This window comes from Streptomyces sp. NPDC102406 (assembly GCF_044765725.1).
Classification (GTDB): Bacteria; Actinomycetota; Actinomycetes; order Streptomycetales; family Streptomycetaceae; genus Streptomyces.
In genome coordinates this window covers 50794-73565 of the sequence record NZ_JBIWKP010000002.1, presented here as the reverse complement: position 1 = coordinate 73565, position 22772 = coordinate 50794, and the positions used below count along the sequence as shown (strand labels likewise).

The 22772-nt window shown below is 68.3% G+C and carries 20 protein-coding genes and 1 pseudogene; 11 read left to right on the top strand and 10 right to left on the bottom strand.

The window, feature by feature from the left end; all coding sequences use genetic code 11:
* Positions 1–6 precede the first annotated feature (6 nt).
* Positions 7–1200, bottom strand: coding sequence for an acyl-CoA dehydrogenase family protein (locus ACIRF8_RS08925; protein WP_404212494.1), 1194 nt, complete (start codon positions 1198–1200; stop codon positions 7–9).
* A gap of 428 nt (positions 1201–1628) precedes the next feature.
* Here ACIRF8_RS08925 and ACIRF8_RS08920 point away from each other — a divergent pair, with 428 nt between their 5' ends.
* Complete coding sequence (locus tag ACIRF8_RS08920; protein WP_404212492.1) at positions 1629–4556, top strand: BTAD domain-containing putative transcriptional regulator; 2928 nt, start codon at positions 1629–1631, stop codon at positions 4554–4556.
* A 216-nt stretch (positions 4557–4772) separates the two neighbouring features.
* Here ACIRF8_RS08920 and ACIRF8_RS08915 read toward each other — a convergent pair whose 3' ends face one another.
* A complete protein-coding gene (locus ACIRF8_RS08915) occupies positions 4773–5177 on the bottom strand; it encodes a DUF2255 family protein (RefSeq protein WP_404212490.1) in 405 nt (134 codons plus the stop codon).
* A 290-nt stretch (positions 5178–5467) separates the two neighbouring features.
* Positions 5468–5755: a DUF1330 domain-containing protein gene (locus ACIRF8_RS08910; protein WP_404212488.1), complete on the bottom strand. Its 288-nt coding sequence runs from the start codon at positions 5753–5755 to the stop codon at positions 5468–5470.
* Between the two features lie 197 nt (positions 5756–5952).
* Between ACIRF8_RS08910 and ACIRF8_RS08905 the strand changes: the two genes are divergently transcribed.
* Positions 5953–6216 carry an ArsR/SmtB family transcription factor gene (locus ACIRF8_RS08905; protein WP_404212486.1) on the top strand — a complete coding sequence of 88 codons (264 nt, stop codon included), beginning with the start codon at positions 5953–5955 and terminating at the stop codon, positions 6214–6216.
* Between the two features lies 1 nt (position 6217).
* Here ACIRF8_RS08905 and ACIRF8_RS08900 read toward each other — a convergent pair whose 3' ends face one another.
* Positions 6218–7552 (bottom strand): NAD(P)/FAD-dependent oxidoreductase, encoded by a 1335-nt coding sequence (locus ACIRF8_RS08900; RefSeq protein WP_404212484.1) that lies wholly within the window; start codon positions 7550–7552, stop codon positions 6218–6220.
* A 630-nt stretch (positions 7553–8182) separates the two neighbouring features.
* Between ACIRF8_RS08900 and ACIRF8_RS08895 the strand changes: the two genes are divergently transcribed.
* The 9 genes and pseudogenes from ACIRF8_RS08895 to ACIRF8_RS08855 all read left to right on the top strand — a co-directional run bounded on the left by ACIRF8_RS08895 (position 8183) and on the right by ACIRF8_RS08855 (position 18415).
* A complete protein-coding gene (locus ACIRF8_RS08895) occupies positions 8183–8836 on the top strand; it encodes an ABC transporter ATP-binding protein (protein WP_404214230.1) in 654 nt (217 codons plus the stop codon).
* A 1-nt stretch (position 8837) separates the two neighbouring features.
* A complete protein-coding gene (locus ACIRF8_RS08890) occupies positions 8838–10745 on the top strand; it encodes an FtsX-like permease family protein (protein ID WP_404212482.1) in 1908 nt (635 codons plus the stop codon).
* A gap of 166 nt (positions 10746–10911) precedes the next feature.
* Positions 10912–11922 (top strand): aldo/keto reductase, encoded by a 1011-nt coding sequence (locus ACIRF8_RS08885; RefSeq protein ID WP_404212480.1) that lies wholly within the window; start codon positions 10912–10914, stop codon positions 11920–11922.
* A 62-nt stretch (positions 11923–11984) separates the two neighbouring features.
* A pseudogene (locus ACIRF8_RS08880) lies at positions 11985–12441 on the top strand (IS5/IS1182 family transposase); the annotation flags it as partial.
* Between the two features lie 183 nt (positions 12442–12624).
* Positions 12625–12942, top strand: a complete 318-nt coding sequence (locus ACIRF8_RS08875) for a GNAT family N-acetyltransferase (protein ID WP_404212478.1) — start codon at positions 12625–12627, stop codon at positions 12940–12942.
* Between the two features lie 177 nt (positions 12943–13119).
* A complete protein-coding gene (locus ACIRF8_RS08870) occupies positions 13120–14052 on the top strand; it encodes an NADP-dependent oxidoreductase (RefSeq protein ID WP_404212477.1) in 933 nt (310 codons plus the stop codon).
* A gap of 105 nt (positions 14053–14157) precedes the next feature.
* A complete protein-coding gene (locus ACIRF8_RS08865) occupies positions 14158–14922 on the top strand; it encodes an SDR family NAD(P)-dependent oxidoreductase (RefSeq protein WP_404212475.1) in 765 nt (254 codons plus the stop codon).
* Between the two features lie 111 nt (positions 14923–15033).
* Complete coding sequence (locus tag ACIRF8_RS08860; RefSeq protein WP_404212473.1) at positions 15034–15609, top strand: antibiotic biosynthesis monooxygenase; 576 nt, start codon at positions 15034–15036, stop codon at positions 15607–15609.
* A gap of 64 nt (positions 15610–15673) precedes the next feature.
* Positions 15674–18415, top strand: a complete 2742-nt coding sequence (locus tag ACIRF8_RS08855; protein WP_404212471.1) for an AAA family ATPase — start codon at positions 15674–15676, stop codon at positions 18413–18415.
* Positions 18416–18427: 12 nt separating this feature from the next.
* Here the strand turns inward: ACIRF8_RS08855 and ACIRF8_RS08850 are convergent, their stop codons facing one another.
* The 6 genes from ACIRF8_RS08850 to ACIRF8_RS08825 form a co-directional block, all read right to left on the bottom strand.
* The gene (locus ACIRF8_RS08850) at positions 18428–19033 is read right to left on the bottom strand and encodes a hypothetical protein (protein WP_404212470.1); all 606 of its coding nucleotides are present in this window, start codon (positions 19031–19033) and stop codon (positions 18428–18430) included.
* 93 nt (positions 19034–19126) lie between these two features.
* The gene (locus ACIRF8_RS08845) at positions 19127–19561 is read right to left on the bottom strand and encodes an ester cyclase (protein WP_404212468.1); all 435 of its coding nucleotides are present in this window, start codon (positions 19559–19561) and stop codon (positions 19127–19129) included.
* A 37-nt stretch (positions 19562–19598) separates the two neighbouring features.
* The gene (locus ACIRF8_RS08840) at positions 19599–20390 is read right to left on the bottom strand and encodes an SDR family NAD(P)-dependent oxidoreductase (protein ID WP_404212466.1); all 792 of its coding nucleotides are present in this window, start codon (positions 20388–20390) and stop codon (positions 19599–19601) included.
* Positions 20387–20950 carry an NADPH-dependent FMN reductase gene (locus tag ACIRF8_RS08835; RefSeq protein ID WP_404212464.1) on the bottom strand — a complete coding sequence of 188 codons (564 nt, stop codon included), beginning with the start codon at positions 20948–20950 and terminating at the stop codon, positions 20387–20389. The genes ACIRF8_RS08840 and ACIRF8_RS08835 overlap by 4 nt, the downstream gene beginning before the upstream one ends.
* Before the next feature lie 64 nt (positions 20951–21014).
* On the bottom strand, positions 21015–21563 hold the full coding sequence (locus ACIRF8_RS08830; protein ID WP_404212463.1) for a dinucleotide-binding protein: 549 nt from the start codon (positions 21561–21563) through the stop codon (positions 21015–21017).
* Between the two features lie 106 nt (positions 21564–21669).
* Positions 21670–22653 carry an alpha/beta hydrolase gene (locus ACIRF8_RS08825; protein ID WP_404212461.1) on the bottom strand — a complete coding sequence of 328 codons (984 nt, stop codon included), beginning with the start codon at positions 22651–22653 and terminating at the stop codon, positions 21670–21672.
* Positions 22654–22772 lie beyond the last annotated feature (119 nt).

The window sequence follows — 22772 nt, the reverse complement described above, 5'->3', positions numbered from 1 at the left end:
CGTGTGTCACACCAAGAGGGAGACCGTGCTCTCGATACCGACGGTCAGCCGCCCGTAGTCCTCCCGTGTGATGAACGGGTTGAACTGCGCGTGACGGCTTCCGGTCTCCATGTCCCGCCAGTAACGCTGGAGGGGATTGGACCGGGAGAACGCGGCTGTGCCGTTGAGGTCGAGCAGTTTGCTCATCGCCGACCGGGCGTTCTCGACGGCCGCGACCATGTCCATGCGCAGGGCGGACCGTTCACGCGGCGTGAGCGGGTCGCCGGTCAACGCCGCGTCGGCGGCGCCGGCCGCCGACGTGACGAGCCGGACCGCGCGGTCGATCAGGTGATCCGCCTCGCCCAGCCACATCTGCGCTGAGGGGGAGGCGGTGGTGTCCTGGTAGACGGAGGCGATGATGCCGCGACCGGAACCGAGCGTGTCGCGCACGGTGTCCAGAGCGCCCAGAGCCGCGCCGACCACGGGTGCCAGCAGGTTCAGAGTGGCGGCCAACTTCAGAGCCGCCGGGAAACCGGAGCCGCCGCTGGGAGCGACCGCCGCGCTGATGATGCGGTGCTCGGGTACCGGGACCTCGTCGGCGACCAGACTCTGACTGCCCGTCCCCAGCATCCCCGCCACGTGCCAGGTGTCCTTCACCCGCAAGTCCTCCAGCGGCACGAGCACGGTCGCGGCCGAGGGACGGCCGCCCGCCGCGTCCGGCAGTGGGATGCCCAGCAGCGCCCAGCGAGCGTCCTCGCAACCGGAAGCGGCTGCCCAGGTGCCCGAGAAGCGGACGCCGCCGTCCACGCGGACGGCCTCCCCGTGAACACTGGCGACAGAGCACACCGTGACATCGGGACCGTCACGATAGAACTCCTCACGCGCGGCATCGGAAAGCATCAGGGTCATCGGCTTGACGCCGTTGTAGATGGCGGCGACCCACGCGGTGGAAGGACAGGCCCGGCCCAGTGCGAGCCCGACCTCGATCTGGGTACGGATCGATGCCCCGAAGCCGCCGCGTGTCTTCGGGGCGGTCAGTCGGAGCAAGCCGGCGTTCCTCAGCTCCTCCAGGTTCTCCGGCGCCACGCGCCGATCTGTTTCCGTACGTTCGGCGTTGGCGCGAAGGACCGGCCCGAGAGCCTGAGCGCGAGCGACGAGTTCGGCCTCGATGGGTATGGCGTTCGGATCGTGGGACGTCTCGGCCTGCTGCTGCGGTGACACGGAGGCGCTCTCCTAGGGATGGTTCTGCTTCTGCGGATGTGCGGGCTGGTCACGCGGGCCTCGGAGCGTGCGCCTGACATTTCGTCGGCGCGGCGGACGGGCCCCACGGGACCGCGGCGGGCGGTGGTCGCCCGCGTGTCTTCAGGGCCCACGCTCACACCGCTCACGCCGCTTCGCATCGGTGGCCTGCGCCTATCCCGGCGGTCTCACCGACGTGTGCCGCGCTGCTTGCGGCGATGGACACGGCCACGGATTGCGGGCATTCTTGACCTCCCGCCGCTGCCCGAGCGGCAGGCCTCGTGGCCGATAACCGCAGCTCAGGAGAGTTTGGCTGTGGCATCATTGCCATAATTCGTATGCTGATGAACATACGTTCCGCTCTGGGGGCAGGGGAGCGGGTCGGCGTCTCAACCACGTGAGGTTCACACATGGGGGCGGAAGGCACTTCAGGCGTCCACTTCTCGGTTCTCGGCCGTCTCCGGGCGCACCGCGACGGCGCCGAGCTGGATCTCGGCTCGCCCCAGCAGCGAGCGGTCGCCGCGATCCTGATCCTTCGGCACGATCGCGCCGTCAGCATCGACGAACTCGTACGCGCGCTGTGGGACCGGATCCCGAGGCGCCCGGAAACCGTGATTCGCACGTATATCTGGCGCCTGAGGCACCTTCTGGAACCCGCTCGGGCACAGGGTGAACCGTGGCAGCTCCTCGTCTCCGTCCCTGGCGGCTACTCACTGCGCCTCGCCGACGGCTGCCTGGATTGGGCATTGTTCGAGCGCCGCGTCGCCGAAGCCCGGGTCCTGACCGCGAACGGCGACATCGCGGCGGCACGCCGTCTCTTCGACACCGCCCTGGAGTTGTGGCCGGAAGTGGCACTGATGGGAGTGCCCGGTCCCTTCGCGGAAGCCGAACGCTCCCGCCTGGAGGAACACCGTCTGGACGTGGTCGAGGCGCGCCTCGAAGCCATGGTGGAGCTCGGGGAGTGCGCGGACGCCGCGACCGAACTCGTCCCCCTCATCGAAGGGCATACGCTCCGCGAAGGCCTGCACTACCTGCTCATGCGCGCGCTCTACCGCACGGGGCGCCAGGGCGAGGCGCTGGCGGCCTACCGCCGCGTGCACCGCGTCCTGGCCGAGGAACTGGGCATCGAACCGAATCCGCGGCTGCAGGAGCTGCACGCCGAGATCCTCGACGCCACCACGCCGTCCGTCCGTCAGGTCGTGTCCCGTCAGGAACGAGCCCCTCGGCAGATCCCGCACGCGGTGGCCGACTTCACCGGCCGGGTCGAGGAGACGGAGCGTATCCGCGAGACCCTGCTGCACCCGTCCGCCGAGGCCATGCCCATCGTGCTGGTGACCGGAATGGGAGGCGCGGGCAAGACCTCACTGGTCATGCACAGCATCCAGACCGTGCTCGCCGCCTACCCCGACGGTCAGCTGTACGCGGACCTGCGGGGAGCCGACGGAACGCCCGCCGACCCGGGCGTGGTGCTGGCATCCTTCCTACGAGCCCTCGGTGAGCGCGACTCCTTCATTCCCGCCGACCTCGACGAGCGCGCGGCCCTGTACCGCTCCACGCTCGCGCAGCGCCGGGTCCTGATCGTCCTGGACAACGCGGCGGACATGGAACAGGTGATCCCGCTGCTTCCCGGCGCCGGGACCTGTGCCGTGGTCATCACCAGCCGGAACGGACTGGCGACGCTTCCGGTCAGCTTGCGTCTGCATGTCGGAGCGCTGCCTTGGGAAGAGGCGATGCACCTGTTCACCCGGCTGGTCGGAGCCGCCAGGGTTGCGGCGGAGTCACCCACGGCACACCGGATTCTCACCGCCTGCGGAGGGCTGCCGCTGGCCGTACGCATCATCGGATCCCGCCTTGCCGCCCGGCCCGCGTGGACGCTTTCGGAGCTGGCCGAGCGGCTCGCCGACGAGCAGCACCGCCTGTCCGAACTGAGGGTGGACTCGGTCACTGTCGAGTCCAGCTTCGCCCTGGGCTACGGCCAGTTGGACCAGGCCACGTGCCGGGCACTGCGGATCCTGGCCCTGCCCGCCCACGGTGTGTACGACCTGCAGACGGCCGGCGCTGTCCTCGACGCTCCTGTGAGCGCCACGCAAGCACTCATGGAACGGCTGGTCGGCGTCGGACTGCTGGAGTCGCCGGCTCTGGACCGCTATCGCTACCACGACCTGGTACGTCTCTTCGCGCGGCGTCTGGCCCTGGAGACGGATCCCGAGCAGGTGCGACATGCCGCCCTGGCGCGCCTTCTCCATCTGCACATCGTCACCGCTACAGAGGCCTACCGTGTCATGCGCCCAGGCCATAGTTTGACGCAGACGGCGCTGCCCGTTGTGCCGGGAGGGGCGCACTTCAACAGTGTCGGCGAGGCACTGGCATGGAGCGCTTCCGTACTCGATGACATCTTTCTGCTGCTCAGGCAGACTGCGGTCTCGCACACCGAAAGCGCCACGACGCTGCTTCTGATGCTGGACCCCGTTCTTGAAAGCTCCTATCTGTGGCATCAGGTGGTACCTGTCGCCTCGCTCCTGGCCGACGCCGCCGCCCACGCGCAGGACAAGCGTGCAGAAGGGCGAGCTCGCTACATGCTGAGCGGCGCGCTGGCGCAAGTGAGTCGGCTCGACGAAGCGCTTGAGCATGCGGACCGGGCGCTGCAACTGGCCAGCCGCGATGATGATGTCTATGCCATGTCGCTGAACGTCCAAGCCTTCATCGTCAGTTTCTCGGATTCAGCCGCCGCCATTCCTCTTCTCAGGAAAGCGGCGGCCCTGGCGCGGGAACAAGGGAACTTCTCCACAGAAGCCACGGCGTTGGGGAACATGGTACAGATACGGGTGCGCAGCGAGGATGTCGACGAACAGACCGTGGCCGACTCCGAGCGGCAGGTTCGACTGTTCAGCCAACTCGGCGACCGATATGGGGAAGCCTTCGCCGCTTTCCGGCAAGGTCAGGTACTGATACTTCGGGGGCGGCCGAACGACGCGATCTCTGCCCACCAGCACGTATTGGCCCTGACAGAGGAGGGAGAGCACGGTTTCGTCCGCGCCGGCAGCCTCATGCGCCTCGGCGAAGCGTTCCTGCAAACGGGAGAACAGCGCATCGCCCTGCGGTATGCGGAGGACGGGTTGTTGCTGAGCAGGAAGGTCCGTCATGAGCATTTGGAAGCGCTTTCGCTACGTACGCTGGGTGATGTCAAGTCAGCGATGAACCGGCCCGATGAAGCGATATCTCATTGGCGGGAGTCCTTGGCGATTTTGGAGGCTCAAGGAGCTCGGCTTATGGCTGACACTCTACTCAAGCGTCTCGCCGACAGTTCTCCCGATTTCTCGCCGCCGTCAACCGCTTGAAAGCGCGGACGGTCAGCTCCGGTGTGCGCCGTGGCCCGGCACGCCTCCCTTCGGGGCACGATGCATCCCGAGGATGACGGCGCCGGGCCAAAAGGCGTTCATCGCCGAGGTGCGCAACTGGTCGCGAGGGGTGCGTGTGGATCGGCTGGGCAAGCGGTGGGCAGTGGTTTCTCCTGGCAGCGCGACCTCATGCGACCACCTCGATGACGAGCCCGTTCAGCGGGTGGTCCGGGGCGCGAAGGTCCCGTCCGGGTCCGGTGTCGGGATGACGCGCAATGTGGCCGCACGCGCGTCCGCCGTAGTGATGAAGCCAACCGGCCCCGGCCAACCCAGCCCGTACTTCTCCTCGTAGGCAGAGTCGATCAGATCGAGCAGGGCAGGGTCTTCGACCGGTTCGAACCGCACGTCGACGATGCCCTCCACACACCACAACTGCGCGGGCGTGGTCAGCACTTGTCTGTACCACCACGAACGCGGACCGTGCAGCGCGCGGACGTACACCCCGTCGCTCACGCGCACGATCCACAGTTCGCAGGTACGTGAATCGCGTTTGTCATCCCTCGGCACAGTGACATGCAAGGTGACCTGCGTCTGCTGCCCGAGGCGGCATGACTGCTCCACGTGCGCTCTCCTTCGATCCCCGTCCGGCAGACCGAGCGGAAGCCCGGTGGCGGCGGCCGGATCGCGCGAGGGCGGAAGGGATCGGCCGAGGGAGCGGGCACGATACGTCTCCGCGGGTTCGCGCACGGGATGCCACCGTGCCTCGAACCACGTGACGACCGCTTCGGTGATATTCGCCTAGCGCGCCCTGTCGGTGACCAGATGTGAGCGGATATCGGTGCCCGGCACGTACAGGACCGGCCGGACCGCTCCACGGCGGTCCGGCCGGTCCTGTACGTGCGACGTGTGGATCAGATGGAGTCGACCACCAGGGCGCTGGCGGTCGCGAAGGTGTGCCGGAACTCCTTCAGGGGCTTGTAGTCATCCGAGTTGTAGAAGTCCAGGACGGCCTGCTTGTCGGGGAACTCCAGGATCACCCCGATGCTGGGGCGCTGGTCGGCTTCGAGGACGAAGCAGTCCGTGTCACGTGCGACGGGCTTGCCTCCGTAGCGTGAGACCACCTCGAGTGTCCTGGTCTCGTAGTCACGCATCTTCTCCTCGTCTCGGGGGGAGACGCTGATGACCATGTAGGCGCTCATCACTAACCCTTCGTTAGTTCGTTAGTTCGTGCTTGTGTGAACTATTGAACTGTGGAGGGGTGGCCGATGCCAAATAATCGACGTGTGAGGTCCGGCACATCACTTCGTCAGTCCGCGAACATGCGTAGACTCGAAGTGTGAAAGCTTTGACGCATCCCGGCCGAGCGGACCTACGTATCGAGTCCGTACTGGACGCCATGGCCAATCCCACTCGACTGAAGATCATCGAGCGGCTGGCCGACGGAGAGGAGCTGACCTGCTCAACCGTGCTGCCCGACGTGTCGCCGTCCACCGCCAGCCGTCACTGGCATGTTCTGCGTGAGGCAGGCGTCCTGTGGGCGCGCCGGGAAGGCCGCATCATCCTGCACAGTCTGCGTCGCGAAGATCTCGACGCGCGCTTTCCCGGCCTGCTCGACAGCGTCCTCGCGGCCGTCCGAGACGCCAGGGTCGCGACTCGTTGATTCATCGCGCTTCGGTGGTGAGAGCGAGAATCCGCTGCCGGAAGTCGTCCCGCAGGAGCACTCCTGGCGGTTCCAGCAGATGTGCCAGGCGGATCAGGGTCCGCGCGACCTCCGTGTCCTTCGCCGCGGCCTCGTACACGAGGCCCATGTACCAGTCGCGCTGGGAGACCCGTGTCCGCCACCGCTCGTCCGCGCCCACCGGCGCGTAGGAGGCCGTACCGCCCGCCCTCAGTGTGCCGGTCAGCTCCGCCGCCAGACCGGCGTACGAGGACTCGACGCACTCCTCTCCCTTGAGCAGGCACTCCCGCAGCAGCAATGCCTGGACCGCGGCCGAGGTCATCCCCTGACCGTGAGCGGGGTCCAGGCCCGCGAAGGCGTCTCCAAGAGCGAGGAAGCCGTACGGGTGCTCCTCCAGAGAGTGATAGTGGTGGCTCGTGACGTCGGGGTACCGGCCGGGCACCGCCTCGCCGACGGGGCGAAGACCGGCCAGTGCGTCCCGCACATCCGCGACGCCGAGTGACGAGACGAAGTCGAGGAATCCCTGTCTGCCCGTGGGCGGGGCGTCCTCGCCCCGGCCCTGGAGGGTGACGACCCACTCGTTCCCGCCCTGTGCGAGGGCCACCATCCCCCGGGCCACCGTGCCGGTCGCCGTGGCCACGACCCCCAGGTCACCCGAGAGACGATCCGTCGTGGCCTCGAACCGAAGTGTGGTGTAGCGAAGGTCGATCGGAGAACGTTCGGCCGGGGGGACGGCAAGCCCGGCCTGTGCCAGCCAGGTGGGCCCGCGCGACGCGCGCCCGGTGGCGTCCACGACAAGATCGGCTGTGACGCCACGAGGCGGACGGTCTTCCCCTACGGCCCGTACCGACACACCCTTGACCACACGGGTGCCGGAAGCGCGGAGCAGCCCGACCGTTTCGTGCCGGTCCAGGACGTCCACTCCGCCCAACGCCGCCAGCCGGCGTCGCAGCCCGGCTTCGAGTCCCGGACGACTCACCAGCATGGTGCGCAGCCCGGAACTGTCGCGGCGAACGGTGGAGCCGTTGCCGGTCCACCGCATGTCCTGCTGGAGGTCGGCAGCGAGAACGCCCTCCTGCCGCAGCGACTCGGTCAGCCCGGGAAGCAGCTCCTCCATGGCGATGAGACCGCGCGCCAGCAGAAGATGAGCATGTCTGCCCTGAGGAACGCCCCGGCGCGCCTCGCTGTCCTCGACACTCGTCGGCCCCGCGGGCAACTCGTCCCGCTCGAACACCGTCACCCGGTCATAGACACCGACCAGTGCCCGGGCTGCCAGCAGCCCTGCGATACCCGCTCCGACGACGACAGCATGTTTCACCGAGACAGCTCCTGAACGATGAGGCTCTGAGGGCGACAGAGGTGCTGGGGAGGCCCCGCGAGCGCGAACCTGCCCTGACCGACGGGCCGACGGACCTGAGGCGCCCGGTCGGCGCCCGTGAGTCTTCGACGTGCGGCCCGCCCGCACCTGTTGCTGACCACGCTGGCATCGGCCCCCTGCCGGGACATCGGCGATCGTCACCTACGTGAGGTTTCAAGTCCGTGAACGTCCGTCAGGCAGTGCAAACCGTGCATCAGGCCACTACCAGAAACTTGTGCACGGCTTCCTGGCGCCGTCGGCCGAGGCGCAGGGCGGCCGCGTTCTTGCTTCCATCAGCGGCCTGTTTCCGTCTTGCGTCCGAGGGCTCCGGCCACATGGGGATCTACGCACACTTTGCCGATGTCCGGCTCTGTCCCTCGCGTCGATCCTGTGAGGTATGCCGCGCAAGACCGCGCAGCGAGACCCGGTCGCCGTGATCCGTCACCGCGCCGGTGTCCTGTTCTACAGCTCACTTGTGCGCAGATTGGCGGAAACGCATTGGCCACTACTACAAGACCTCACGCGACGGCGGCTGTCGCTCTACTGGACGTCAGCCGCTCCTATCGCAGTGGACAGAACAGGGTGCGCGCTCTGGACCGGGTGAGCGCCGATTTCGAACAGGGGACCTGGACGGCGGTCATGGGCCCCTCGGGCTCGGGCAAGTCGACCCTGCTGCATTGCGCCGCCGGACTGGAGCGCGTCGACGAGGGAACCGTCTGGCTGGGTACGACGGACATCGCCACCGCGACCGAGCGAGAGCTGACCCTGCTGCGGCGACAACGCCTCGGCTTCATCTTCCAGAACTTCAATCTGATCAGCGCCCTCACCGCGGAACAGAACGTGGCCCTGCCGTTGAGACTCGGGCACGCGGGCCCGGACACCGAGCGTGTGCGCGAGGCCCTGGCCGCCGTCGGGTTGGCCGACCGACTCGGTCATCGGCCGAAACAGCTTTCCGGCGGTCAGCAGCAGCGCGTCGCCATCGCGCGAGCACTGATCACACGGCCGGAAGTCCTTTTCGCCGATGAGCCCACAGGGGCTCTGGACTCCAGATCCGCGGCCGACGTTCTGGCGCTTCTCCGTGACATGGCCGAGCAAGGGCAGACCATCATCATGGTCACCCATGACCCAGCGGCGGCCGCCCGAGCCGACACCACGGTCTTCCTGCGCGACGGCCGCATCGTCGATCAGTACATCGGAGCCGATGCCCGCACCCTCGCCGATCACCTCGTCGCCCTGGAGGCCTGACGTGTGGCGTTTGAGCTGGGCGAGCTTCACCGAGCGTTGGACACTGTTCGTCGGCGCTGTTCTGTCGGTGTGTCTGGGTGCCGCCCTGGTGCAGTCCTCTCTGCTTCTCCTCCTCTCCGCGGCCACCCTCGATCCTCCCCGGGGCGCGTCCGCGCTGGAGGGTATGGACTTCGACCAGCGTTCCCTGGTCGCCGCCACGGTCATCTCCGTGATGCTCGGCTGCGCGGCCTTCCTGGCAATCTTCATCATCAGCTCGACCTTCGCCTTCACCGTGGCTCAGCGCCGCCGTGATTTGGCCGTGCTCCGGCTGACGGGTGCTACGGCGCAGCAGATCAGAAGTCTGCTGATGGGGCAGGCAACCCTCCTTGGTCTGATAGGCGTGGCCGGGGGAGTGCCGCTCGGTGTCGTGGTCATGCGTCTACAGGAATGGGTGCTGCGCGAGCTGAAGTTCGTCCCGGCCGGCTTCGCCGGCCAGTGGCGGATCTGGGTTGTGGGGGTCTCTGTGGCGACGGGCCTGGGTCTGGCCCTGATCGGGGTCTACTTCGCCGCTCGGCGCGCCGGGCACATCCGGCCGCTCGAAGCACTGCGGGACACCGACACCACGGTCCGGTCCCTCGGTCGACTCCGGACGGGCGCGGGGTCTGTGTCTCTGCTCGGATCGGTCATCCTGATCGCTCTGGCTCCGCTGGCCGGTCCGGCAGGTGGTCAGGCGATGGCCATGTCCGTCTCGATCTGCGCGGTGCTGGCTTTCACCTGCTTCGGCCCGGTGGTGGTGCCCGCTCTTGTCCGGCTGCTGCCGACACGGTCAGCCTCGACGGTCGCGTTGTTCGCCAAAGCCGGCTTGCGTGACAACGGATGGCGCAGTGCTTCCACCGCCGCCCCGGTGGTCGTCCTGATCGGGCTGGTCCTCGGTCAGGCCGCGGCCTTCGACTCGATGGCCGCGGCGGCCGTGAGCGAGCAGCGACGCGACACGCTGGCCGACCTGGTGGTGGACGCCCGCGGCGACGTGGGAGCGCGGCTGACCGCCGTGCGCGGTGTGGCGCTGACGTCCACGGAGATCGATGTGCCCGTCTCGCTGACGACCGGCAACGGCGACATGGCGTTCACCGAGCTGAACCGAGCGCTCGTGGTCCGTCCGCGGGAGTACGCGCGCGTGCACTCGGGCGGTACCTCGCTGGCCGCCCTGGGTGACCGCGCGGTGGCTGCCGGGCCGGGTGCGGTGGGCATTTCGGCCGGAGACCGCGTAGGAGTGCGGGTGGGAGAGACCGACCTGGGACGGCTCCCGGTGTCGCACACGGTTCCCCAGCGGATGGGCGGCGGGGCCGCCCTGCTTATTCCCGTCGGGCTCTTGTCGGCCGAGACCTTGGAGGAAGCGGCGTCTCGGAGCTTCGTCTCCGTGCGGCCCGGTGCGGACACCGCGACCGTCGAAGCCGAGCTGGCACGGATCGGTACGGTGTCGACGCTGTCCGAGTGGGCGGCCAGGGACGCGCAGGACCGCGCGTCGGCGAATGCGGGCACCTTGACCGCGGTCATGGGTCTGGGTGGGCTGTTCGCCTTCCTCGGAGTCATCAACACGGTGGTGATGGCCGTGTCCGACCGGCGTACGGACTTCGCCTCCGCGAGGGTCACCGGCTTCACTCGTGCCCAAGTTCTGAGCGCGGCAGGACTGGAAGCGGGCGCGGTGGCAGTCATCGGACTTCTCCTCGGGGCGGTGGCCGCCGCGGGAACCCTGACGGCGATGGCCGTCACAGCCGCCTCGGTCGTCGGAACACCTGCCGTGGGGGTGCCCTGGGCTCTGGCCGCGGGCATCGGGGGCGCCTGCTTGCTGGTCACCGTGATCACGAGCGTGTCCGCCGCGTGGATCGCCACCAGGCACAGCCCTGTGTCGTTGCTCGCCGCCCGGGAGTGAATCCGCCCGGCACACGGTCGCCGCCCGAAGCGTTGGCGTTGCTTCAGGGATCTCGCGGGTAGGGGCGCGGTCGCGAGTGCTGCGATACCGCCGCCCGGACCAGCGTTAGCATGCCCTACGCCTCCGAGTTTGCGTTAGAGCGCACTCCAACTCCTAGTTTCGGCGCATGCGATACATCAAACTCGGAACGACCGGACTGGAAGTCTCCGCCATCACCCTCGGCTGTATGAGCTTCGGCGAGCCGGAGCGGGGTGGCGAGCCCTGGTCGCTGGGCGCGGACGCCAGCCGGGACATCATCAAGCAGGCCCTTGAGGGCGGCGTCAACTTCCTCGACACGGCCAATGGGTACAGCGCCGGAAGCAGCGAGGAGATCGTCGGCCAGGCGGTCAAGGACTTCACCCGGCGCGAGGAGGTCGTTCTCTCCACCAAGGTCTGGATGCGGATGCGCCCCGGCCCGAATGGTGCCGGGCTCTCCCGCAAGGCGATCTTCGCCGAGCTCGACGCCTCCCTGAAGCGGCTGGGGACCGACTACATCGACCTGTACCAGATCCACCGCTGGGACTACGACACCCCGATCGAGGAAACCCTCGAGGCGCTGCACGACGCGGTCAAGTCCGGGAAGGTCCGCTACATCGGAGCCTCTTCCATGTACGCCTGGCAGTTCGCCAAGGCCCTGTATCTGGCAGATGTGAACGGCTGGACCAGGTTCGTGTCGATGCAGGACCACTACAACCTCATCCACCGGGAAGCGGAGCGGGAGATGCTCCCGCTCTGTGTCGACCAGGGCGTCGGCGTGATCCCGTGGAGCCCGCTGGCGCGGGGCAGGCTGACCCGGGTCCGGGAAACCGCCACGGCGCGTGCCGATACCGACAAGGGCGGCAAGATCCTCTACCGCGACGGGGACCAGGCAGTGGCCGAGCGCGTCCACGAGATCGCGGGCAAGCGGGGTCTGTCCCCGGCCCAGGTCGCCCTGGCCTGGGTCATGCGCAACCCGGCGGTGACCTCGCCCATCGTCGGGGTCACCAAGCCGGCCCAGTTGGCCGACGCACTCGCCGCGGTGGACGTCGCACTCGACGAGGACGAGGCCGCCTACTTGGAGGAGCCCTACCAGCCGCACGAGGTCGCCTACCTGGAGGAGTCCTTCTACAAGTCGCGCCCTGAGGCGGGCTCCCGGTAGTCCGGGTTACCGCCGGCTTCGACGAGTCCTCGGCCTCGGCCTGCACAGCCTGAGAACCCACATCGCCCTGCGGTGGCGAGGTCGCCGGGAAGTCACCGCTCGACCGAGGAAAACTCGGGATCAAGTGGTCACGGATGACCGACGGACGCCGGATCCCGCTGGAGTGCGTCGTAGCCGGCGGGCGAACTCGCACGACTCCCGTTGCTGCGCCCGACGCCAGAGAAGCTCGGGCGTTTCGAGTTCGCGTTGCCTGAGCAGATCACGGTGCACCTTGACGCGGGCTACGACTCCTCGGTCACCCGCAAACCGCCGACCGATCTCGGCTGTGAGTGGCGGATCCAGCCCAAGGGCGCCGTGCTCCCGATCCATCACACCCGCCGCCGGGCCGTCGAGCGCACCAACTCCTGGTACAGCCCCGGCTTCAACTTCACCCTGTCCTGCACGGAACGTCGAGCGGTCGTCTTCAACGCACTGCTCGCGTTGATGACCGCGATCATCGTGATCCGACGCCTCATCCGCGAAGCCTGGACCAACCAGCGCTGGGACACACGGCCAGCCCGCCGACCATGGCACCTCGTCCTCTACCCGCGGAATCTCTTAGGCGGTGATCGCCGATGTGGCGCCGCGGGCCCGCCTGGCAGCGTGGAACCCGGAGCGGACCGTCGGTGGTTCGTCGCTGAACCTGGGTGAGACGGAGAAGCCATGGAGCGCGAGAAAGACCCGGTCAAGGTAGTCAGGGTGGACGACAAGAACCGTCTTGAGGCGTACGTGGACGGACATTTCGCAGGCGTGGTCGAGTACATCCGCGCCAAGGGATTGCTCGCCTTCGTGCACACGGAGGTGCTCCCGGCCTTCGAGGGGCGAGGCATCGGGTCCGCGCTGGCCAAGTCGGCTCTGGACATGGTCAGGGAGACGAACATGAAGTTCCTGGCTGTCTGTCCCTTCATCGTCGCGTGGGCGGACCGGCACCCGGAGTACGAGCCGTGGCGCTACCGGTCCGCCAGCCGCGTCACGGACTGACGTGCGCGTATGCCGGACGTGCGGAGCAGGCGACTTTGCCGCCACTCCAATTGTTGACACATCAACAACAATGATTATTGTTGACGCATCACCCAAGTGGTCGGGGTTGCACCGGCCTCCACCCAAGTCGGCCGTGACAGATCTCGGCGGCCGTGCGAACACGTCAGGAGAACGGTCATGAAGGCACTTGTCGCCAGGGCGTACGGCCCGCTCGAGGACCTCGAGTTCGCGGACCTGCCCACCCCGGTCCCCGGCCCGGGCCAACTGCTGGTCCGGCTACAGGCCACCGCACTCAATGCCGTCGACAAGGTGCTCGTGACGGGCGCCATGCGGGACTCCCTGCCGGTGCGGCACCCCTTCGTCCCCGGTGTGGACGTGAGCGGTGTGGTCGAGGCGGTCGGGGCGGACGTCACCCGTTTCTCCGTCGGCGACGCCGTCATCGCGTGGAACAGTGTGACTGCCGGAGCCCTGGCCGAATACATCGTCATCAACGACGCTCCCTCTGTGACGCGGCGTCCTGCCGGACTCAGTCCGGCTCAGGGGGCGGCCCTGCCCACCGGCGCGCTCACGGCGGCGGCCCTGCTGGCCGAGGCCCGTGCCCCCCAGGGTGGCAGCGTCCTGATCGTGGGAGCGGCCGGTGGCGTGGGCTCCTATGCGGTCCAGCTCGCCAAGCACGCGGGTCTGATCGTGGTTGCCACGGGACTCTCGGAGGACGAGGAGTTCCTGCGTGGGCTGGGTGCCGACCACGTCCTCGACTACCGCAAGGTCGAGGTGGCCGAGGAGACGCACCGACTGATGGGCGAGGGCGTCGATGTGGTGATCGACCTCGCCAACGCCGGTCCCGCGCTGGCTGCGACGGCCGCCGCGGCAAGGCCCGGGGGGCGGATCGTGTCTCCCCTCGGCGGCCCATCCGCCTTCGAGCGGGACGTCACCGCCGTCTACAGCGGTACCCGTACCCCCGAGGGCCGACTCGAAGAACTCGCGGCGCTGGCGGCCGCGGGCCGACTGCGCGTCCCGATCGACAGCGACTACTCCTTCGACCAGGCCGGTCAGGCCCTGGTCGACTTCGCGTCGAAGCACATCCGCGGCAAGGTGACTGTCACCTTCTGACACCCCGACCGCCCCCGGCCGGGCGCTCGCCTTCTTCGAGCGCCCCGCCGGGGGGCCCGAGGCAACCGGCCGTTCATCGGCACCTTCAGTCAGGAGCTGGACAGCGTGACGCAACAATTCTTCGATTTCACCGACAAGGTAGTACTGGTCACCGGCGGCGCCACCGGCATCGGCCGGGCAGTGTCCCTGGGGTTCGCCCGGCAGGGCGCCACAGTCGTCGTCGGCGACATCGACGAGCGCAGCAGCGAGACCGTCGACCTCATCGAGAAGGAGGGGGGACGGGGCCTGTTCGTCCCCACCGACGTGACGCGCGCCTCGGACGTGGCCCGGCTCGTCTCGACGGCTGTGGACACCTTCGGCGACCTTCACATCGCTTTCAACAACGCGGGCGTCTTCGTACCGCCGGCCCCGCTGGCGGAGCAGTCGGAGGAGGACTTCGACAAGGCGATCGCCGTCGACCTCAAGGGCGTCTTCCTCTCCCTCAAGTACGAGATCGCCCACATGAAGACCGCGGGCGGCGGCGCCATCATCAACACCGCCTCGATCGCCGGGATCATCGGCGACCCGGACATGGCGCCCTACGTGGCGGCCAAGCACGGAGTCATCGGACTGACCAAAGCCGCTGCCGTCGACTACGCGAAGGCCGGCATCCGGGTCAACGCGCTGGCGCCCGGCCTGACCCGTACCGCTATGACGCAGGCGTGGCTCGACGATCCGGTCAAGCGCGAGATCGTCATGGCGGGCCCGCAGATGGGCCGCGCCGCCGACCCCGAGGAGATCGTCGGCATGGTGCTCTACCTCGCCTCGCCCGCGGCTTCCTTCACCACCGGCGGAGTCTTTCCCGTCGACGGCGGACAAACGGCCCACTGACAACCGCTCCGCCGGGGGCCGCAGGCCCGTCGCGCGCAGCAGGACCGGACCGGCGTACACGGCACGAGGACGATCCGTGTCGCCCGTGCCACGCAGGATGAGGAGTCAGCCATGACGAAGCTCGCCGACCAAGAGCGGCGATCGGCCCCCACGCCCTCGGGAGAAGTGGGCCTGCTCATCGCCCGCGAGGTGGACCCCGGGCACGAGGCGGATTTCGAGCGGTGGGCCAGGGGCATCCTGACCGCTGCCGCCGCTTTCCCGGGGCACCTCGGATACGGGCTGTTCCGGCCCAACGGCCCCGGCGAGCCGTGGTTCCTGGTCCACCGCTTCCGTGACGCGGAGGCGCACGCCCGATGGGACGACTCCGAGGAGCGTGCCGCCTGGTTCGACCGGGCCGACGGTCACCACAGGGAGGTCGACCGTCGCCGACTGAGCGGCATCGAGGGCTGGTTCGTCCCTCCGGGCCGCTCCGTGCAGGCGGCGCCGCCCCGCTGGAAGATGACGCTCACGGCGGTCCTCGGCATCTTCCCCATCTCGCTCTTCGCGGGCACCGTTCTCCAACCCCTGCTGGGCGATCTGCCGCTGCTTGTGCGCACAGCGCTGATAGCCGTCCTCTTCAGCAGCCTCATGTCCTACGCCGTCATGCCCGGGCTCACCAAAGCTCTCGGCCGGTGGCTCTACCGGTGATGAGCTTGGAAGCCGTGTAGCGGTCATTTCGGAAGGATGGATCTACCATGCGATGCTTCACCACATGATCAGTCAATCCCTGGGATCTACGGGCTTCTTGGCCCGTGAGAGGGAGACCGGCCGGCTCCGTGCGTTGGCCGCCGAAGCCGCGGCGGGCCGTGGCGGCGCAGTGGTGGTCGCGGGCGAGCCCGGTATCGGGAAAACGGTCCTGCTGCAGCATGCCTTCGCGGAACTGCAAGGCTTCACCGTGCTGCGGGTCACGGGACTGGAATTCGAGGCGGCGTTCTCGTACGCGGCGCTGCACACCATGTGCGCACCGCTGTTGCAGGGAGTGGAGCGGCTGCCCGAGCCGCAACGCCGGGCGTTGCAGGTGGTGTTCGGCATGGTGGAAGGGGAAGCACCGAACCGTCTTCTGGTGGGGCTGGCGTTCCTCACACTGCTCACTGACGCGGGTGAGGAACGCCCGCTGGTGTGCGTGATCGATGATGCCCAGTGGCTGGACCGGGCCTCTGCCCAAGTCCTCGCGTTCGTCGCGAACCGGATCAGCAGTGACCGGATCGCCCTGGCCTTCGCGACCCGGGACGTGGACAGCGTTCCCGAGCTGGCCCGCCTTCCTCGCACAGCGCTGTCCGGGTTGCCGGACGGGGCAGCGCGTACTCTGCTCACGTCGGCCTTCCACGCCCCCTTGGACAAGCGGGTGCACGAGCGCATCCTGGCCGAAGCGCAGGGAAACCCCCTGGCTCTGCTGCAACTCCCGCGGACGGTCGGACCCTCACGTGCGGCCGGTGGTTACGGGCTTCCTCAAGCCGCGTCGCTGTCGGGCCGTATCGAGGACAGCTTCGGACAACGTCTGGAGAAGCTGCCCGAAGCGACGCGGCTGCTCCTGCTGGTCCTGGCCGTGGAAGGAACGGGCAACACGGCCCTGGTGTGGAGCGCCGCAAAACGGCTCGGGGTCGGCGACGACGCTTTGTCTCCCGCCGAGGCCGCCGACCTGGTCACCGTGGCGGAAGGCTCCTTGCGCTTTCGGCATCCTCTGGTCGGCTCGGTGGTCTACCGGGTCGCGGAGCCGGCTGAACGCCGCCGCGCGCACCGCGTGTTGGCCGAGTGCATACGGACAGCCGCGGACGAGGACCGGCGAGTATGGCACCGCGCGCAGTCAGTGGTGTCGCCGGACGAGGACATCGCCGTAGCTCTGGAACGACAGGCCGTACGCGCTCAAACACGCGCCGGCACCTCGGCCGCCGCGGCGTTCCTGGAGCGTGCCGCGCTGCTCAGTCCGGAACCGGCGGTACGTGCCCAGCGTGCTCTCGGCGCCGCCCAGGCGGCGTTCGAGGCAGGGGACTACGAGAAGGCGGAGCGCCTCGCCGTCGAGGCGCGGACCGGTCCGGCGGAGCCTCTGCGTGACGCCCGGGCCGATCTGGTGCGCTGCCAGGTCGCCTTCGCCCAGCAACGGGTGCGAGAGACGCCATGCATGCTGGTGGACATCGCGGAGCGGGTGGCACCACTCGACGCACAGCTGGCCCGCGAGTGCCTGGTGGACGCGCTGGCCGCTGCCGCGACGATCGGTCGGCACAGCCCCGAGATGGGTGTGGCGATCGAGGCGGCGCGCCGGGCACCCGCGCCGGCCGGGCCCGAAGGGACTATCGACCTTGTGCTGCGGGGTCTGCTGGCCCTGTTCGACGAAGGACATACGGCGGCGGCGCCGTTGCTGCGGCAGGCGATCGCGGACCCCCATGACTCCGTATGGCTGCGGCGTCCCTTCCTCGCCCTGCTCATCGCCGTCGAGAGCTGGGAGGACGGCGCCTATCTGGCACTGACCAGGGCTCAGGTCGAAGCCGCCCGGAGGGCGGGATCCCTGGGAAACCTCTCCGTGGGGCTGTCGATGATGGCGACCTTGGCCGCGCAGGCCGGCAACCATACGGAGGCCACCGCGCTCATCGCGGAGGAAGAGGCGATCGTCTCCGTCATCGGTACGACACCCGTACCCTGCGCGGAACTCCACCTCGAATCCGTACGGGCCACGGCTTCCAAGAAGAAGTTCATGGAGCGGACTCTGCAGGAGGCGATGGCCCGGGGCGACGGCCCGGTGATCGCCATGGCTCACCGCTCCCTCGCAGTGTTGTGCAACGCTCTGTCGGAGTACCCGGCTGCTCTGGAATCCGCGCGCCTGGCGGTGCAGCGCGACGAACTCGCCATCACCGGCGGCGCCTTGGCGGAACTGGTGGAAGCCGCGGCACGATGTGGGCACAAGGAAGAGGCCGACCGCGCGCTGGACGCGCTCGTCGAACTCACCGGGCCTGCCCGGACCGACTGGGCCAAGGGCATCGAGGCCTATTGCAGAGCCATCACCGCGGGGGACCACCAGCGAGCGGAACAGCTTTTCCTGACCGCGATCAGCCATCTGGACAAGTGCGCCCTCATCCTGCACGCCGCCCGGGCACGCCTGCTGTTCGGCCAGTGGCTGCGACGTGCCGGGCGACGACGGGAGGCGCGCGGTCATCTGCGCTCCGCACACCAGGCGTTCACCTCCCTGGGCGCCGGAGCCTTCGCCGCTCAGACGGCGAAGGAACTGCAGGCCACCGGTGAGTCGGTGAGACGCGGGCCCGATGACCCGCTGCGGCAGTTGACGCCGAGGGAACTGCATATCGCGCACCTCGCCTCGATCGGCACGACCTCGAAAGAGATCGCGATGCAGTTGTTCCTCAGCCCGCGCACTGTGGACGCTCACCTGCGCAACATCTTCCGCAAGCTCGACATCACCTCACGACGTCAGCTCCGCGGCAGACAGGACCTCGACCCCGGGTGACCGCTCCTGGCCTCAGTCGAGCGTCGCCCGTTCCAGAAGAGGGGCAAGGGCCGCACGCGCCTGCTCCGGGGTCACCACGTCTTCCGGTGCCAGCTTCTCGTAGGAGTAGCTGGCAGCGTCGGCGTAGATGCGCTCGCCGATCAGCTTGGCGTCGGTGGTGTAGGCGAAGACCTGAAAAATGTTGTAGTTCATCAGGTAGTGGGCGTCGGGGTCCGCGTCGGCGACATGGCCCTGGTCGATGAGGTACTGGCCCGGCACCACGTGGGCCCAGTACGCCTCGGTGGTGACGCCGAAGTCCTCCACGCACATGTTCATGGTGCGTGCCCCCATGACGTTCACGCGCGCTTCGTAGGTCTCGCGGTAGAACTCCTCCACCGCTTCTTTGCCGTTCAGTACGGCGACGGTGCCATGGTCGGAGACCCGGTAGGCGGGCTGCTCGATGGTCAGTTCGGGAACGATGATCTGATCCCAGTAGCCGGACAGCTCCAGCAGCAGATGCCGGTAGTAGTTCTTCAGCATGGCGCGGTGCAGCGGGTTCTCGGTCTTGCGCAGGTACTCCTCCACCCGCAGTGGCCAGTGCGTGACGTCGAACCGCGGCGGGATGTCGGGCGATGTCATCGCATCGTGCGTGGAAACGGAAACGGGGATGTCAGTGGTCACGGTGGTTCCTCCGGCGGGGGTGGACGGCGTCGTCCGGGACGGCCGTGCGGGTCACGGGGTGCCGGGCCGGGCGCCCAACTGCTCCATCAAGGAGAAGAGGTTGGCCACGCCCCAGTGTTCGGTGATCTTTCCGTCGACCACCCGCATGGCGTCGACGGTTTCGAACTGGATGACGCGACCGGTGGGCGAGATGCCGAAGAACTCGCCTTTGTGGGTGCCGTGGTACGTCTTGTAGGTGGTGATGAGGTTGCCGTCGGCAGCCTGCCAGTGGATCACGGCGTGGAAGTCGGGAAAGGCGGCGCGCAGCGTCTGGTAGAGCTCCAGCGCGCCCGCCTTGTCCGGGGTTCGACCGGGCTGCGGGGTGTGGTCGATGAAGTCGTCGGAGAACAACGCGTCGTACAGGGCGTAGTCACCGCCGCCCTGTACCTCTTCGGTGTTGCGCCGGATGACGGCCTTGGCGGCTTCGCTGATATCGGTGGTGGCCATGACGGCTCCTTGGGTGCGGTGGGCCGGGGGAGTGGGGTCAGATCACGGCGGTGAGGCCGCCGTCGACGACCAGCGCGGTGCCGGTGACGTAACTCGACAGATCGGATCCGAGGTAGGCGACCGCGTCGCCGACCTCGGAAGGAGCGCCGAGCCGGCGCAACGGGGTGCGCTGTCTGAAGCCTTCGGCCGCCGCGCCGATGTCGGGTGTCTCGCGCAGCAGGGAGGTGTCGATCGGGCCGGGGGCGACGGCGTTGACGCGAATGCCGTCGGGTCCCAGAGCGTCCGCGAGCGCCTTGGCCATCAAGGTCACACCGCCCTTGCTGGTGGAGTAGGCCACGGTGATGCCCGCGCCGACGATTCCGCCCATGCTGCCCATGAGCACGATGCTGCCGGGCTTGCCGAGCTTCTTCATCTGCCGGGCCGCGGCCTGGGCGCCGAAGAGGACACCGTCGACGTTGACGGACATCAGCCGGTGGAAGTCGTCCTCGCTGACGTCCGCGCCGTCCTCGTTGAGGGTGATGCCCGCGTTGCAGACCATGACATCGACGCCGCCGAACTCCTCGGCGGCCTCGACGAGCCGGTCGACCTCGGTCCGCCGGGTGACGTCGGTGACGACGAAACGAGCGGGGACGCCAAGCTTTTCGATCGCTGCGGTGGTGGGGTCGCCGCCTTCGCGCGGCGTCTGCCTGATGTCGGCGGCGATGACCGCCTTGGCGCCGTGCGCGGCGGCGCGGATCGCGATGGTCCGGCCGATGCCGCTGGCGGCACCGGTGACCACGACGACCTTGCCTTCGAGGATGTTGCTCATGGTGAGGATCGCCGCCTTCACGCTGTGGTGCGCAGTTGGGCGAGGGCACCGCTCCAGGCGACGACCTGGTCGAGGACCGCGCCGACAGCCTCCGTCTGGTGCGGGGCCGGGGTGAACTGGCTGAAGTTCTGGAAGTCCGTGAACAGCGAAAGGGCCACCTGGTTACGGACATCGGCGACCTGGAGCTCGCCCATGACCAGGCGCAGGTGCTCGACGGCGCGGGTGCCGCCGACACTGCCGTAGCTGACGAAGCCGGCGGCCTTGTTGTTCCATTCGTTGTAGAGGAAGTCGATGGCGTTCTTCAGGGCGCCGGAGGTGGAGTGGTTGTACTCCGGTGTGACGAAGACGTAGCCGTCGAAGGAGGCGATCTTCTCGGCCCAGGCCTTGGTGTGGGGCTGGGTGTACTGACCCAGCGAGGGAGGTGTGACCTCGTCGAGGTGGGGGAGCTTGAAGTCGGCGATGTCGACGAGCTCGTACTCGGCGTCCGTGCGCTGCTTGGCGATGTCGAGAACCCAGTTGGCAACGGCTTCACCGTTGCGTCCGGGGCGGGTGCTGCCGAGGATGATGGCGATACGGGTCATGGCTGATGGCTCCGTTGTGAGTCGTCGATGCGTGGGACGGGTCGGCGGCCGGGTGCCGCGGGTCCTACAGCTCGCCGGGGCGGCCGTAGCGGTAGAAGAAGGGGCCGATCTGTCCTGCGAGTGCGCGGGTGAGGGCCGAGCTGTCCTCGATCAGGCGGGCGCCGGGGGTGAGATCGCCCACGTACAGCGGATCGAAGCCCGCGTCCCGGATGAGCTGTTGGGTGATGCTCTTGGCGCCGGGTTCGGCCGCGTAGAGGTTGCTGGGCGTGACTCGCTGGGTGGCGATCGCGTCGTAGGAGGTGGCGAAGACGGTCGAGAAGGACTTGGCGGTGGGACCGCCGACGACGGCCTTGATCTGATGGGAAAGGGACGGGTAGGTGTCGTCTCTCTCGCTGTAGAGGTTGGTGGCGTCGATGGTCACCTGGCCGTCGAGGCCGGTGATCTTTCGCAGGGCATCGTCGATCGCGTCGCCGGGGACGGCCACGACGATGACGTCGGCGCCGGACGCATCGCCGCCGTCGCGTCCGAGCCCGGTCACCTGATGGCCGGCCTGCTGCCAGAGCCGGGCCAGACCGCCTCCGACCCGTCCTCGTCCGATGACGGTGATGTTCATGCTGGGCTCCTCGGTAGAAGTAGGTGACGCGTCAATAAACGATCCGCGAGTTGTTGTCACAAGTTCTTGTCGCATCAACAAAAACGCCGTGTCGGGACGCGATGAGTCAGAGATCGAGCAGGCGGCGCAGCCAGAGCACTCGCGCCGCACGTGCCCGCTTCGACAGCTCCGCGTCCGGCACGAGTGCGTCGAAGCCGTGGAAGCCGCCGGGCCAGACATGCAGTTCCGCCTCGCCACCGGCCTGCCAGAAGCGTGTCGCGTAGGCGGTGACCTCGTCCCGGAACGTCTCGGCGGAACCGACGTCGATGAACAGCGGAGGCAGACCGGACAGATCGTCGGCGCGCGCCGGTGCCGCGTAGGCGGAGACGTCCGGCCCTCCGTGCTTGTCTCCCAGCAAGGCGCTCCACCCCGTGTTGTTCGAGGTCCGGTCCCATGCGCCCAAGCCCGCCATCTGGTGTGAGGAGGGGGTGTCGTTGCGGTCGTCGAGCATCGGGCAGAACAACAACTGACCGGCCACAAAGGGGCCGCCCGTGTCTCGTACGAGCAAGGTCAGGGCCGCTGTCAGGCCACCCCCCGCGCTGGGGCCCGACACGACGAGGCGCCCGGGATCGATTCCCAGTTCGTCGGAGTGCGTCATGACCCACCGCAGTCCGGCGTGCACGTCCTCGAGACCGGCGGGGAAAGGGTGCTCCGGAGCCAGCCGGTACTCGACGGACACGAGCACCATTCCCAAGTGCTCCACCCAGTCCAGCATCTCTCCCAGCAGATTGCGGTTGTCCCCCAGGATCATGCCGCCGCCGTGCGTGAAGTAGACCGCGGGCAAGGGGCCGGTGGAGCCGGCCGGACGGCAGAGCAACAAGGGGATTTCGGGCCCGCCCTGCACGCCCGGGACCAAGCGCTCCTCGAACTCGACAGCGCCGCCCCGGCGCAGTTCGTCGTCGCTCGGTGCCGTGCCCGCCATGAACGTGCGCAGGGCCGGGATCATCTCCGGCAGGATGCCGGGAGGCATGGCTTTCCCCAGTGCTTCCAGGGCGGGAACCAGCTCGGGGTCGAAGGGGGGCGGCGGCCCGACGCGGGACGTGTCGATCATCAGTGGTCCTGTGCTTCTGTGAGGTGTCACGGCACACACAGGGACCGTCACACCCTTGCTGCCTGCCGTTACGAACGGTTGGAGAGCCGGCCGGCCGCCGACCTGCGTCGGTGGTCGGC